This window comes from Streptomyces silvisoli (assembly GCF_029269905.1).
Taxonomy (GTDB): Bacteria; Actinomycetota; Actinomycetes; order Streptomycetales; family Streptomycetaceae; genus Streptantibioticus_A; species Streptantibioticus_A silvisoli_A.
Genome location: NZ_JARJBC010000040.1, coordinates 1 through 17,129, shown reverse-complemented (window position 1 = coordinate 17,129; position 17,129 = coordinate 1). Strand labels below are relative to the sequence as shown.

General features: G+C 65.3%; 2 pseudogenes. Both read right to left on the bottom strand.

Annotation, left to right across the window (positions count from 1 at the left end):
• Positions 1-30: 30 nt before the first annotated feature.
• Positions 31-2,676: pseudogene (locus tag P3G67_RS36405) on the bottom strand (SDR family NAD(P)-dependent oxidoreductase); the annotation flags it as partial.
• A 219-nt stretch (positions 2,677-2,895) separates the two neighbouring features.
• Positions 2,896-17,129: pseudogene (locus P3G67_RS34625) on the bottom strand (SDR family NAD(P)-dependent oxidoreductase); the annotation flags it as partial.

The window sequence follows — 17,129 nt, the reverse complement described above, 5'->3', positions numbered from 1 at the left end:
ACACAGCCATCGTTAGCTCCCGGTCGTCATTCATTCATCGCGAAGTGCGATATCGATGAGGTCGTCGACATCCGCTGCGAGCAAGGTCGCTTCGTCGTCCTGTTCCGAAACACTCAGTTCGTCACCGCTGCTGGCGAGTTCGAGCAAGGCATCGAGCAAACGGGCTTTCCTCAACCTGGCCAATGGAATGGATTGGAGAGCCCTGCGAATTGCTGCATCGGATGGGTCGTCTAGTTCGGGCGTCGGGTCGTTCCCGAACAAGGTGTCCACGTAGCTGGCCAAACGGGTGACGGTCGGGTAGTCGAACACCACACTGGACGCCAGAGCGACACCCGTCTTGGACTGCAGCAGATTGCGCAGCTCGACCGAGGTCAGTGAGTCGAATCCCAGCTCGCTGAACGGCTGGTCGCTGTCGATCTGTGCGCTCGAAGCGTGCCCCAGCACGGCCGCGGCGGAATCCCGCACCAGACCGACCAGCACCTTTTCACGGTCCACACGAGACAGGCCGGCCAGCCGCTGCCCCAGGCCCTCACGACCATCACGGGTGTTGTCGGCGGCACGCCGGAGCACACCGCCGACCAGCGACCGCCACAGAGCCGGCACATCCTGCTGAGTACGCAGCGCCAGCGGGTTCAGCCGGGCCAGTCCCAGGACCGGGTGACCAGTGCGCACCGCCCCATCGAACAGTTCCATGCCCTGGGACACGGACAACGGCGGCATGGCCGAACGAGCGATCCGCTCGAGATCGATCTCAGACAACGTGCCCACCAAACCGACCTCGGTCGTCCAAGCACCCCAGGCCATCGAGAGGCCCGGCAACCCTTGGTGGTGGCGCTGCTGCATCAACACGTCCAAGAACACGTTGCCTGCGGCATAGTTGCCCTGTCCCCCGCTACCCAGGTGCCCCGCGAGCGAAGAGAAAGCCACGAACATCGACAGGTTCAGATCTCGGGTCAGTTCGTGCAGGTTCCAGGCAGCGTCCACCTTGGGTGCCAGTACCCGGTCTAGTTGCTCCCGCGACAGGGAGCCGATCACACCGTCCTCGAGAACACCCGCGGTGTGCACCACGCCGCTGACCGGGTAATCGGGCGACACCGACGCCAGCACCTCGGCCAAGGCCTGCCGATCTGTCACATCGCATGCAGTGACCACCGCTGCGGCGCCTTGCTCCGCCAGCTCCGCCACCAGCTCTGCAGTGCCCGGAGCGTCCATTCCACGCCGGCTCACCAGCAACAGGTGCCGAACGCCGTGCTCGCGGACGAGATGCCGCGCCACAACGCCGCCCAAGCCACCAGCACCAGTGATCACGACCGTGCCCGTCGCGTCCAGGGCCGGCTCCGGTGGTGTGGGGATGGTCAGAACCAGCTTGCCCACGTGCTTGGCCTGGCTCATGAACCGGAAGGCATCCTGCCCCTGGCGCACATCCCAGCTCGTGACCGGCAGCGGCCGCAGCACACCAGCCTCAAACAGGCTTACCAGCTCCCGCAGCATCTCCTGGATACGGTCAACACCGGCATCCAACAGCTCGAAGGCCCGATAGACCACGCCTGCAGGAAGGTCCTGTGCCGACCGGATATCGGTCTTGCCCATCTCCACAAACCGCCCGCCAGCAACCAACACATCCAGCGAGGCGTCCACGAACGTCCCCGCCAGGGAGTTGAGCACCACATCCACACCACGGCCGGCTGTAGCGGCACGGAAGCTCTCCCTGAAGGTCAGGTCCCGCGAAGACGCCACCTGGCCTTCCAAGACACCCCACTCGTGCAGCACACGCCACTTCGCTTCACTTGCGGTGGCGTAGACGTCCGCACCGAAGTGCTGGGCAAGCTGGATGGCCGCCAGGCCCACACCACCAGCACCGGCATGCACCAGAACCGACTCACCAGCGCGCAGGCCCGCAAGATCAACCAGTCCGTAATAAGCCGTCAGGAACACAATCGGCATCGATGCGGCAGTCGTGAACGACCAATCCGGCGGGATCACGACCAGCAGTCGTTGGTCAGTCACTGCAACGGGCCCGATGCTCCCGAACGCCAACCCCATGACCCGATCACCGACCTTCAGGCCGGTCACCTCAGGCCCGAGCTCAGCGATCACGCCCGCTACCTCGCTACCCAAGGGCCCAGCCTCACCGGGATACATTCCCAGGGCGTTGAGCACATCTCGGAAGTTCAGGCCCGCCGCCCGAACCTGAATCCGAACCTCCCCGGGCCTCAGCGCATCGGCCAGTTCAGGACAGGGCACCAACGCCAGATTCTCCAGCGTGCCCTTCTCCGTGAAGTCAAGTCGCCATGGCATGTCCGACGAGGGGATCGGGAGTTCATCGGCGGGGCTGATCCGAGTCAGGCGGGCGGCATGAAGTTGGCGTTGACGTAACGTCAGTTGTGGCTCGTCCGCAGCGAGCACCTGGCCCAGCACCGCGGCATCCAGCTCGGTGTCGGTGTCGAGCAGAATGAACCGGCCCGGGTTCTCCGTCTGCGCCGAACGCACCAAACCCCACACCGCAGCCGCAGCCAAATCCGACACCGACTCACCAGACCGAGAAGCAACCGCACCCCGAGTCCACACAACCAACGGCACCCCGGCGAACAGGTCCTCACCCAACCAGTACTGCACCTGCCGCAACACCCACCCGGTCAGCTCGTGGGTTGAGTCCACCACCGCGTGCGGGTCCCCAGCCACGGCCAACACAACCGCCTGTGGAACCGCGGCCCCGCCCTCCAAAGCAGCACCGGCCGCCTGCAAGTCAGCATACGAAGCGTCCACCGAGCCGCCCCGGTCGACCACCACCCACTCCTGCACCGGAACAGCGGACAGGGCGGGGAAATCGATCCACTCCATCCTCAACAAGGACCCATCGCCCGTGCTCGTGGCGATGCTGCCAGCTGCAACCGGCCGTACGGTCAGCGAACCGATCGACAACACCGGCAACCCCGTGCTGTCCGCAATCGCAATCGCCACCTCGTCCGAACCGGTACGGGTCAACGCGACCCGCAGCCGCGACGCGCCCGAAGCACGCAACACCACATCCGTGAAGCTGAACGGCAACCCACCGTCCCGCGCCGAGTCCAACCCGGCGAAAACCGTCGCGTGCAACGCCGCATCCAACAAAGCCGGATGGATCCCGAACGACTCCGCCAGAGCAGACTCAGGGAGTTCAACCTCTGCGAGGATCTGATCCCCGCTATTCCACGCCTTACTCAGCCCCCGGAATACGGGGCCGTAGACGAGGAACCCGTCATCACTCAGCTGCTCGTAGAAGCGGGTGGTGTCCAGTTCTGTCGCACCGGGCGCAGGCCACGCCTGACTCACCGGGTCAAACACCCCATCGGCCTGGTCTTGACCGGCGTGTGGTGCGGTAGCGCTCATCACGCCGGTGGCGTGTCGGGTCCAGGTCTCCTGCCCGTCCAGGCGCGCATACACCGCCACACTCCGCCGCCGCGCGCCGACCGCCGCGGGGGCATCGGCATCGCCGACCACGACCTGGACCTGCACGCCGCCCTGAGCAGGCAACACCAGCGGCGCTTCCAAAACCAACTCATCCAGTCGATCACAACCCACACTGTCACCAGCACGGATAGCCAACTCAACATACCCAGTGCCGGGGAAGATCACGGTGCCTTGCACCGCGTGATCGGCGAGCCACGGGTGCGTGCGCAGCGACAGGCGACTGGTGAACACCACACCGTCCGTCTGCGGCAACGACAACATCGCCCCAAGCAACGGATGCTCAGCCGAACTCAACCCCGCCGCAGCCACATCGGCCGGCCCACTGGCCGTATCAGGCCAGAAACGCTGCCGTTGGAACGCATACGTCGGCAACCCCACCCGCACAGCACCGCAACCAGCGAACACCGTGGCCCAGTCCACGGCCACGCCGTGCGCATACGCTTGCGCCACCGCGGAGACCACACGCCGGAGGTCCCCCTCGCCACGACGCAAGGTGCCCACCGCCGTCGCGGTGTCCTCGTGTTGGTCCACAATGTCCTGGACCGCGGGAAGCAGCACCGGATGCGGACTGACCTCAACCACCGTGCTGGCACCGGCATCCAAAGCAGCCGTGAGAGCCTTCTCGAACAACACCGTATTCCGCAGATTGCGGTACCAGTACTCCGCGCCCCACGACGCGGTGTCCATCAACTCTCCGGTCACCGACGAATACACCGGCACCCCAGACGACTGCGGGGCAATCGGCGCGAGGTCGCTCAGTAAGCGCTCCTGGATCCGCTCGACCAAGTGCGAGTGAGAGGCGTAATCCACCGCAATCCGACGCGCCTGGACCTCCCGATCACGACAGTGAGCCAGCAACAGGTCCAAAGCATCAGACTCGCCCGCGACCACCATTGATGCCGGGCCGTTGATCACGGCCACGGACAGCCCTGGCCAGTTCGTGATCAGTTCTTCAACCTGCACGGCAGGCAGCGCCAAGGCCACCATGCCCCCACCAGTCAGGTTCTCGGCGATGGCGCGACTACGCAAGGCCACCACCCGCGCGCCATCCGACAACGACAGACCACCGGCAACACACGCCGCAGCGATCTCACCCTGGGAATGCCCCACCACCGCAGCAGGCTCCACCCCGAACGACCGCCACAATGCCGCCAGCGACACCATCACCGCCCACAACACCGGCTGAACAACATCCACCCGCGCCAACGCCACCTCATCGCCGAGCACCTGCTCCAACGACCAGTCCACAAAAGGCGCCAGCGCCAGAGCACACTCACCCATCGAATCAGCGAACACCGGGGAAGACTCCAGCAGGCCTTGAGCCATACCAACCCACTGCGCACCCTGACCAGGGAACACAAACACCACCTGGCCACCAGCCCGAGCAGCGCCCTGCACCACCCCTGGAACGGGTTGACCCGCGGCAACGGACCTTAGACCCGACATCAACTCATCCCGGTCACTGCCCACCACTACGGTACGGTGATCAAACGCCTCCCGTGAACTGACCAGCGACCACCCCACATCGACCGCACGCAACGACGGATCGGCTTCCAGATACTCCAGCAGCCGGTTCGCTTGCGCACGCACCGCCTCAACCGACTTGCCCGACAGCACCCACGGCACCACGCCATCCACACCCGGACCAAATGGGGCCTCGGTGCCGGATGGAAGGTCTGTGTCAGACGGGGCCTCGAGGATGACGTGCGCGTTGGTCCCACTCACGCCGAACGCGGACACTCCTGCCCGACGCGGATGATCGGTCTCCGGCCAGAGCATCGCCTCGCTCAGCAACCGCACATCACCCTGGGACCAGTCCACCTGCGTCGACGGCTGATCCACATGCAACGTCTTAGGAAGCACACCATGGCGCAGGGCCATGACCATCTTGATCACACCGCCCACACCCGCCGCGGCCTGGGTGTGACCGATGTTGGACTTCAACGAACCCAGCCACAACGGCTGCCCCTCGGCACGATCCTGGCCGTACGTGGCCAGCAACGCCTGAGCCTCAATCGGGTCACCCAGCCGAGTCCCAGTGCCATGAGCCTCCACTGCATCGACCTCAGCAGGAGAAAGCCCAGCCGCAGCCAGCGCCTGACGAATCACACGCTGCTGCGACGGACCATTCGGCGCCGTCAAACCATTCGAAGCACCATCCTGATTCACCGCACTCGAGCGCAACACCGCCAACACCTCGTGGCCGTGACGGCGAGCGTCAGACAAACGCTCCATCACCACCACACCGACACCCTCAGACCACCCAGTGCCATCAGCAGCATCGGCGAACGACTTACAACGGCCATCAGCAGACAGCCCACCCTGCACCGTGAACCCAACAAACATGTCGGGTGCGGACATGACTGTGACGCCGCCAGCCAGCGCGAGTGTGCACTCGCCCGACCGCAACGCCTGTGCAGCCAGGTGCATCGCCACCAAGGACGACGAGCAGGCTGTGTCCACACTCACCGCGGGCCCCTCAAGGCCCAACGTGTAGGCCACACGGCCAGAGATCACGCTACCCGCGGCACCAGTAAGCACATGCCCCTGCAACTGCTCACTGCCACGAGAGACCAGATCGAGGTAGCCAGTCTGATAGGCACCGACGAAGACACCCGTGGGGCTACCCGCCAACGAAGCGGGAGTAATTCCCGCCTGTTCCAAAGCCTCCCACGACACCTCCAGCAACAACCGCTGCTGAGGATCAGTAGCCAACGCCTCCCGAGGCGAGATCCGGAAGAACGCCGCGTCGAACTCATCGGCACCGTCAACGAACCCGCCCTCACCGGTAGCCGAAGTCCCGGATCCGGGTCCTGCAGTACCCAGCAGCGCATCCAGATCCCAGCCACGATCAGTGGGGAACGGCGTGATGCCATCACTCTCATCAATGACCAGCCGCCACAGGTCCTCCGGACCCGACACCCCACCGGGGAATCGACACGCCATCCCCACCAGGACAATCGGATCATCGACGACCGACACCAACGCCGGCACCACAGCCGCCCCAGCAGGTTGCTGCTCACCGAACTCACCCGCCAGATACCCCGCCAACCGCGTAACAGTCGGGTAGTCGAACACCACGCTGGCGGGCAGGCTCGCTCCGGTCTTGGCTTGTAGCAGGTTGCGTAGTTCGACTCCGGTCAGGGAGTCGAAGCCCAATTCGCTGAACGGCTGGTCACCATCGATCGGTGCACTTGAAGCATGGCCCAACACGGCTGCGGCGGAATCCCGCACCAGCTCGAGCAGGACCTGCGCACGTTCCGCATAGGGCAGCCCGGCCAACCGCTGCCCCAGACCCTCACGACCATCCCGGGTGTTGTTGGCAGCAGGGCGGAGCGAACTGCCGACCAGCGACCGCCACAAAGCCGGGATGTCCTGCTGGGCACGCAGAGTCTGCGTGTTCAGTCGGGTCAGTGCGAGTAGCGGGGAATCAGTGCGGAGTGCCCGATCGAACAGGTCCATGCCCTGCTCCACGGACAACGGCGGCGTGGCGGAACGAGCGATCCGCTGAAGATCGGTTTGGGACAGTGTGCCTACCAAACCGATCTCGGTCGTCCACGGTCCCCACGCCATCGACAGCCCCGGCAGTCCTTGATGGTGGCGCTGCTGCATCAACGCGTCCAAGAACACGTTGCCCGCGGCATAGTTGCCCTGGCCTCCGCCACCCAGCAGTCCCCCGATAGATGAGAACGCCACGAAGAGCGACAGATCGAGGCCTTGGGTGAGTTCGTGCAGATTCCAGGCCGCATCGACCTTGGGGGCTAGCACCCGGTCCAGTTGCTCCCGCGACAGCGATCCGATCACACCGTCGTCGACAACGCCCGCGGTGTGCACCACACCCGTCACCGGATGATCCGGCGACACATTCGCCAACACCTCAGCCAAGGCTTGGCGATCAGACACATCGCATGCCGCGACACCCGTCGCGGCGCCCAGCTGCTCCAACTCCGCCACCAACTCCGCGGCCCGCGGAGCGTCCATGCCACGCCGACTCAGCAGCAGCAGATGCTGAACACTGTGCTCGGCCACCAGATGCCGCGCCAGCACACCACCCAAACCACCCGTGCCGCCCGTGACCACCACCGTCCCCGACCCGCCCAAAACCGGCTCCGGGAAAGTGGAGGATTCGTCGGTGGGGCTGACCCGGGTCAAGCGAGCAGCGTGCAACTGCCCATCACGCAGCACCAACTGCGGCTCATCCATGCCCAGCACCTGGCCCAACACCACGGCATCCAGCTCCATGTCGGTGTCGGTGTCGGTGTCGAGCAGAACGAACCGGCCCGGGTTCTCCGTCTGCGCCGAACGCACCAAACCCCACACCGCAGCCGCAGCCAAATCCGCCACCGACTCACCAGACCGAGCAGCAACCGCACCCCGAGTCCACACAACCAACGGCACCCTGGCGAACCGCTCCTCACCCAACCAGTGCTGCACCTGCCGCAACACCCACCCGGTCAACTCATGAGTCGAATCCACCACCGCATCCGAGTCCCCGGACACCGCCAGCACCACCACCTGCGGTGCCAGCCCCTCCTCCAGGGCAGTGCTGACTCCACTCAGATCGGCATACACAGCGTCCACCGAGCCGGTCCGGTTGACCACCACCCACTCCCCCACCGAAGAAACGGACCTGGTGGGGATACCGATCCACTCCATCCTCAGCAAGGACCCATCGCCCGTACCGGTAGTGAGGCCGCCAGCAGTCAACTGCCGCATAGTCAGCGAGCCGATCGACAACACGGGCAACCCCGTACTGTCCGCGACCGCAATAGCCACCTCATCCGGACCCGTACGGGTCAACGCAACCCGCAACCGTGACGCGCCAGAGGCACGCAACACCACATCCGTGAAGCTGAACGGCAATCCGCCGTCCCGCGCCGAGTCCAAGCCAGCGAAAACCGTGGGATGCAACGCCGCATCCAGCAACGCCGGATGGATCCCGAACGACTCCGCCGGAGCAGACTCGGGGATTTCAATCTCGGCGAGAATCTGGTCCCCACGCTGCCAAGCCCTGCTCAGCCCCTGGAACACCGGACCATAAGCAAGGATCCCGCCCTCACTCAGCTGCTCATAGAACTGCGAAGTGTCCAGCTCCGTCGCACCAGGCGCAGGCCACGCCTGACTCACCGGATCAAATACCCCATCGGCCTGGTCTTGACCGGCGTGTGGTGTGGTAACGCTGACCACGCCGATGGCGTGTCGTGTCCAGGCCTCCTGCCCGTCCAGGCGCGCATACACCGCCACACTCCGCCGCCGCGCCCCGGCCGCCGCGAGGGCATCGGCATCGCCGACCACGACCTGGACCTGCACGCCGCCCTGGGCAGGCAACACCAGCGGGGCTTCCAAAACCAGCTCATCCAGCTGGTCACAACCCACACTGTCACCAGCACGGATAGCCAACTCGACATAGCCGGTACCGGGGAACACCACCACACCCTGCACCACATAGTCCGCCAGCCACGGGTGCGTTCGCAGCGACAGACGACTGGTAAACACCACCCCATCCGTCTGCGGCAACGACAACATCGCCCCAAGCAACGGATGCTCGGCAGAACTCAGCCCGGCGGCGGCCACATCGGCCGCCCCACTGGCCGCGTCGGGCCAAAAACGCTGCCGCTGGAACGCATACGTCGGCAGCGGAACTCGCGTAGCGCCACGCCCGGCGAACATCCCAGCCCAGTCCACCGCCACACCCTGCGCATACAAACACCCCACCGCCGACAACAACGTCTCGGCGTCAGGGTGCTGGTGCCGCAACACCGGCACAACGAGGGTGCCCGGTGCGCAGCTGTGCTGCGCCAGGCCAGACAGCACCCCGTCCGGGCCCAGTTCCACCAGCGCGGTCACACCCTGATCGGCCAGCCACCGCACCCCATCAGCGAACCGCACCGCATCCCGCACCTGCCGAACCCAATACCCCACCGAACACAACTGCTCAGCCGTAGCAGCCCGCCCGGTCACATTCGACACCACCGGAATCCGCGGCGACCGGAAACACACCGTCCCCAGCACACCCGCAAACTCCTCCAACATCGAATCCATCAACCCCGAATGAAACGCATGCGACACCCGCAACCACGTCACCCGAAGACCACGAGCAGCCACCAGCCCCGCCACATGGTCCACCCCAGCCTGCGGTCCGGAAACCACCACGGAGTCAGCGGTGTTGACCGCCGCGATCGACACACCATCGGGCAGCAGATCCTTCACTTCGGCTTCGGGCAGCGGGATCGCGGCCATCGCCCCACCCGAAGGCAGCGCCTGCATCAACCGCGCCCGCGCCGCCACCACCCGACACGCATCCCCCAGCGACCACACACCCGCCACATACGCCGCCGTCACCTCACCAATCGAATGCCCCAGCAGATAATCCGGACTCACCCCACAGGCACGCAACACCTCAAACAGCGCCGCCTCCACCACGAACAACGCCGGCTGCGCCCACCCCGTCCGATCCAAAACATCCGCATCACCACCCCACATCACCTCACGCAAGGGGCGATCCAGCAAAGGATCCAACTCCGCCGCAATCGCGTCCACCGCCAACGCAAACACCGGCGACCGGTCATACAACTCACGAGCCATCCCCACCCGCTGAGCACCCTGACCGGTAAACAACACACCCACCCGAACACCGGCCCGCGCACTACCACACACCACACCGGCAGCCGACTCGCCAACAGCAGCCGCCCGCAGCCCCGCCATCAACTCATCACGATCACTGCCCACCACCACCACACGGTGATCAAACACCGCACGCGAACTGACCAACGACCACCCCACATCCACCGCACGCAACGACGAATCCGACCCCACAAACTCCAGAAGGCGGCTCGCCTGCGCACGCACCGCCTCAACCGACTTCCCCGACAACACCCACGGCACCACACCACCCACACCGAAGACCGGCGGAGTTCCGGTGTCAGATGGGGTGTCGGACGAGGTCTCGATGCCGGTATCAGTGCCAGTTGCGGCCTCGAGAATGACGTGCGCATTCGTTCCACTGACACCGAACGAGGACACCCCCGCCCGGCGGGGATGGCCGTTCTCCGGCCAAGGGATGGCCTCGGTCAACAACCGCACATCACCCTGGGACCAGTCCACCTGCGTCGACGGCTGGTCCACATGCAACGTCTTCGGGAGCACACCGTGGCGCAGGGCCATGACCATCTTGATCACACCACCGACGCCCGCCGCGGCCTGGGTGTGGCCGATGTTGGACTTCAACGAACCCAGCCACAACGGCTGCCCCTCGGGACGGTCCTGGCCGTACGTGGCCAGCAACGCCTGAGCCTCAATTGGGTCACCGAGCCGAGTCCCCGTGCCATGGGCCTCCACCGCATCGACCTCAGCAGGAGATAGCCCAGCCGCCGCCAGCGCCTGACGAATCACACGCTGCTGCGACGGACCATTCGGCGCCGTCAACCCGTTCGAAGCACCATCCTGGTTGACCGCACTCGAGCGCAACACCGCCAACACCTCGTGGCCATGACGGCGAGCGTCAGACAACCGCTCCATCACCACCACACCGACACCCTCAGACCACCCAGTGCCATCAGCAGTGTCGGCAAACGACTTACACCGTCCATCAGCGGCCAAACCGCCCTGCGCCGTAAACCAGACAAACGCATCGGGTGTGGCCATCACCGTGACACCGCCCGCCAGGGCCAGCGTGCACTCACCCGACCGCAGTGCCTGCGCAGCCAGGTGCATCGCCACCAACGACGACGAACACGCCGTGTCCACACTCACCGCAGGCCCCTCAAGGCCCAACGTGTAAGCCACCCGGCCAGAGATCACACTGGCCGCGCCTCCGGTGATCTGGTGGCCCTGCAGTTGCTCACCGCCCCGAGCGACCAGATCGGCATACCCGGACTGGTAGACACCGGCGAAAACCCCGGTCGAGCTGCCCGCCAACGAAGCAGGATCAATCCCCGCCTGTTCCAACGCTTCCCACGACACCTCCAGCAACAACCGCTGCTGAGGATCAGTAGCCAACGCCTCCCGCGGGGAGATCCGGAAGAACGCCGCATCGAACTCGTCGACACCGTCGACAAACCCGCCCTCACTGGTAGCCGACGTCCCGGACCCGGGCTCGCCACTACCCAGCAGCGCGTCCAGATCCCAGCCACGGCCGGTGGGGAATGGGACGATGCCATCGGCCTCGGCGGTCACCAGCCGCCACAGCTCGTCCGGATCCGACACACCGCCCGGGTACCGGCACGCCATCCCCACAAGGACGATCGGATCATCGGTGACCGACACCATCGTCGGCACCACAGCCGATCCCACGGGCTGCGACTCACCAGATCCACCGGCCTGAGCCGGCTCGCCGAACTCAGCCGCCAGATATCCCGCCACGCGGGTAACAGTCGGGTAGTCGAACACCAGGGTGACGGGCATGCTCGCCCCGGTCTTGGTCTGCAGCAAGTTGCGCAAATCGACCGCCGTCAACGAGTCGAGTCCCAACTCGCTGAACGGCTGGTCACTGCCGATCTGCGCACCAGAGTCATAGCCCAGCACGGCCGCGGCGGATTCCCGGACCAGATCGAGTAGAACCTGCTCGCGGTCCACACTGGACAGTCCAGCCAGCCGCTGTCCCAGGCCCTCACGACCATTACGAGTGTTGTCAGCAACACGCCGCAACACACCGCCCGCCAGCGCCCGCCACACAGCCGGCACATCAGCCTGAGCACGCAACGCCTGCACATTCACCCGAGTCAACGCCAGCACCGGATAAGCAGTGCCCAGCGCCCGGTCGAAAAGGTCCATGCCTTGGGAAGCGGACAATCCGCGTTCGGCTGTCCAGGGCCCCCATGCCATCGAGAGCCCCGGCAGTCCCTGGTGGTGGCGCTGCTGCATCAACGCGTCCAAGAACACGTTGCCCGCAGCGTAGTTGGCTTGCCCACCGCCACCCGTGAGTCCCGCCACGGACGAGAACGCCACGAAGAGCGATAGATCGAGGCCTTGGGTGAGTTCGTGCAGATTCCAAGCCGCATCGACCTTGGGGGTCAGTACTCGGTCCAGTTGCTCGCCCGACAGCGATCCGATCACACCGTCCTCAAGGACCCCTGCCGCGTGCACGACCCCGGTCACCGGATGATCCGGCGAGACGGAAGCCAGCACCTCGGCCAACGCCTGGCGATCAGCCACATCACACGAAGCGACTGAGACCACGGCGCCCAGCTGCCCCAACTCCGCCACCAACTCCGCGGCCCCCGGAGCATCCATACCTCGCCGACTCAGCAGCAACAGATGCTGAACACCGTGCTCGGCCACCAGATGCCGCGCCAGCACACCACCCAAACCACCAGTGCCACCCGTGACCACCATCGTCCCCGAACCACCCGAAACCGACTCCGGGAAAGTGGAGGATTCATCGGTGGGACTGACCCGGGTCAAGCGAGCAGCGTGCAACTGCCCATCACGCAACACCAACTGCGGCTCATCCACAGCCAGCACCTGGCCCAGCACCGCGGCGTCCAACTCGATGTCGGTGTCGGTGTCGAGCAGAACGAACCGCCCGGGATTTTCCGTCTGCGCCGAACGCACCAAACCCCACACCGCAGCCGCAGCCAAATCCGACAAGGACTCATCAGGCCAAGCAGCGACCGCACCCCGAGTCCGCACAACCAACGGCACCCTGGCGAACCGGTCCTCACCCAACCAGTACTGCACCTGCCGCAACACCCACCCGGTCAGCTCGTGGGTTGAGTCCACCACCGCGTGCGGGTCCCCGGCCACGGTCAACACCACCACCTGCGGAACCCCGGCCCCGTCCTCCAAAGCGGCATCGGCCGCCTCCAGGTCGGTGTACACGGCGTCCGCCGAGCCGCCCCGGTCGACCACCACACACTCCTGCACCGGAACAGCGGACGGAGCGGGGATATCAATCCACTCCAGCCTCAGCAGGGCCCCGTCACTGGTACCAGTGGTGAGGCCGTCGGCAGTCAACGGCCGCATAGTCAGCGAACCGATCGACAGCACAGGCGACCCGGTGCTGTCCGCGACCGCAATCGCCACCTCATCCAGACCTGTACGGGTCAACGCAACCCGCAACCGTGACGCACCCGAAGCACGCAACACCACATCCGTGAAGCTGAACTGCAAGCCGTCCAACCCGGCGAAGACCGTGGAGTGCAACGCCGCATCCAACAACGCCGGGTGAATACCAAAAGACTCCGCCAGACCACGCCCAGCCTCGGGGAGCTCGACCTCAGCGAGAATTTGGTCCCCACGCCGCCAAGCCCTGCTCAGCCCCTGGAACACCGGACCATATGCAAACCCGCTCTCGCTCAGCTGCTCATAAAACTGCGAAGTGTCCAGCTCCGTCGCACCAGGCGCAGGCCACGCCTGACTCACCGGGTCAAACACCCCATCGCCCCGGTCAGGACCGGCATGTGGTTCGGTAACGCTGACCACGCCGGTGGCGTGTCGGGTCCAGGTCTCCTGCCCGTCCAGGCGCGCATACACCGCCACACTCCGCCGCCGCGCGCCGACCGCCGCAGGCGTATCGGCATCGCCGACCACGACCTGGACCTGCACGCCGCCCTGAGCAGGCAACACCAGCGGGGTCTCCAGCACCAGTTCCTCGAGTCGGTCACAACCCACACTGTCACCAGCACGGATAGCCAACTCGACATACCCAGTGCCAGCGAACACCACCGAACCCTGCACCGCGTAGTCCGCCAACCACGGGTGCGTGCGCAGCGACAGACGACTGGTGAACACCACACCGTCCGTCTGCGGCAACGACAACATCGCCCCAAGCAACGGATGCTCAGCCGAACTCAACCCCGCCGCAGCCACATCGGTCGGCCCACTGGCCGTCTCAGGCCAGAAACGCTGCCGCTGGAACGCATACGTCGGCAACCCCACCCGCACAGCACCACAACCAGCAAACACCCCAGCCCAGTCCACCGCCACGCCGTGCGCATACGCTTGCGCCACCGCGGAGACCACACGCCGGAGGTCGCCCTCACCACGACGCAAGGTGCCCACCGCCGTCGCGGTGTCCTCGTGTTGGTCCACAATGTCCTGGACCGCGGGAAGCAACACCGGATGCGGACTGACCTCAACCACCGTGCTGGCACCGGCATCCAAAGCAGCCGCAAGAGCCTTCTCAAACAACACCGTATTCCGCAGATTGCGGTACCAGTACTCCGCGCCCCACGACGCGGTGTCCATCAACTCTCCGGTCACCGACGAATACACCGGCACCCCAGACGACTGCGGGGCAATCGGCGCAAGGTCGCTCAGTAAGCGCTCCTGGATCCGCTCGACCAAGTGCGAGTGAGAGGCGTAATCCACCGCAATCCGACGCGCCTGGACCTCCCGATCACGACAGTGAGCCAGCAACAGGTCCAAAGCATCAGACTCGCCCGCGACCACCGTTGATGCCGGGCCGTTGATCACGGCCACGGACAGCCCTGGCCAGTTCGTGATCAGTTCTTCAACCTGCACGGCAGGCAGCGCCAAGGCCACCATGCCCCCACCAGTCAGGTTCTCGGCGATGGCGCGACTACGCAAGGCCACCACCCGCGCGCCATCCGACAACGACAGACCACCGGCAACACACGCCGCAGCGATCTCACCCTGGGAATGCCCCACCACCGCAGCAGGCTCCACCCCGAACGACCGCCACAATGCCGCCAGCGACACCATCACCGCCCACAACACCGGCTGAACAACATCCACCCGCGCCAACGCCGCCTCATCGCCGAGCACCTGCTCCAACGACCAGTCCACAAACGGCGCCAGCGCCAGAGCACACTCACCCATCGAATCAGCGAACACCGGCGACTCGGCATACAGCCATACCAACCCACTGCGCACCCTGACCAGGGAACACAAACACCACCTGGCCACCAGCCCGAGCAGCGCCCTGCACCACCCCTGGAACGGGTTGACCCGCGGCAACGGACCTTAGACCCGACATCAACTCGTCCCGGTCACTGCCCACCACCACGGTACGGTGATCAAACGCCTCCCGTGAACTGACCAGCGACCACCCCACATCCACCGGCCGCAACGACGGATCGGCTTCCAGATACTCCAGCAACCGCTTCGCTTGCGCACGCACCGCCTCAACTGACTTGCCCGACAGCACCCACGGCACCACGCCAAAGCCAGATGAGGTGTCAGGTTGAGTGTCAGGTGCAGTCTCGGTCTCGGAGGGAGCTTCGAGAATGACGTGCGCGTTGGTACCACTTACGCCGAACGAGGACACCCCCGCCCGACGCGGATGGTCGGTCTCCGGCCAAGGGGTGGCCTCGGTCAACAACCGCACATCACCCTGGGACCAGTCCACTTGGGTGGACGGCTGATCCACGTGCAGCGTCTTGGGAAGCACCCCGTTACGCAGGGCCATGACCATCTTGATCACACCGCCCACACCCGCCGCGGCCTGGGTGTGACCGATGTTGGACTTCAACGAACCCAGCCACAACGGCTGCCCCTCGGCACGATCCTGGCCGTACGTGGCCAGCAACGCCTGAGCCTCAATCGGGTCACCGAGCCGAGTCCCAGTGCCATGAGCTTCCACCACATCGACCTCAGCAGGAGAAAGCCCAGCCGCCGCCAGTGCCTGGCGGATCACACGCTGCTGCGACGGACCATTCGGCGCCGTCAAACCATTCGAAGCACCATCCTGATTCACCGCACTCGAGCGCAACACCGCCAACACCTCGTGGCCGTGACGGCGGGCGTCAGACAACCGCTCCATCACCACCACACCGACACCCTCAGACCACCCAGTGCCATCAGCAGCGTCGGCGAACGACTTACAACGGCCGTCCACCGCCAAACCGCCCTGTGCCGTGAACCCGACGAACATGTCGGGTACGGACATGACCATCACGCCGCCAGCCAGCGCGAGCGTGCACTCCCCCGACCGCAACGCCTGCGCAGCCAGGTGCATCGCCACCAACGACGACGAACACGCCGTGTCCACACTCACCGCAGGCCCCTCAAGGCCCAACGTGTAAGCCACCCGGCCAGAGATCACGCTACCCGCGGCACCAGTAAGCACATGCCCCTGCAACTGCTCACTGCCACGAGAGACCAGATCGAGGTAGCCAGTCTGATAGGCACCGACGAAAACACCCGTGGGGCTACCCGCCAACGAAGCGGGAGTAATTCCCGCCTGTTCCAAAGCCTCCCACGACACCTCCAGCAACAACCGCTGCTGAGGATCAGTAGCCAACGCCTCCCGAGGCGAGATCCGGAAAAACGCCGCATCGAACTCATCGACACCGTCAACGAACCCCCCCTCACCAGTAGCCGACATCCCGGAGCCGGGCCCGTCAGTGCCCAGCAGCGCATCCAGATCCCAGCCACGATCAGTGGGGAACGGCGTGATGCCATCACTCCCGTCAATGACCAGCCGCCACAGATCCTCCGGACCCGACACCCCACCGGGGAATCGACACGCCATCCCCACCAGGACGATCGGATCATCGGCGACCGACACCAACGCCGGCACCACAGCCGACCCAACAGGTTGCTGCTCACCGAACTCACCCACCAGATACCCCGCCAACCGCGTAACAGTCGGGTAGTCGAACACCACGCTGGCGGGCAGGCTCGCTCCGGTCTTGGCTTGGAGGAGGTTGCGTAGCTCGATGCCGGTCAGTGAGTCGAAGCCGAGTTCCTTGAAGGGCTGGTCACTATCGATCTGT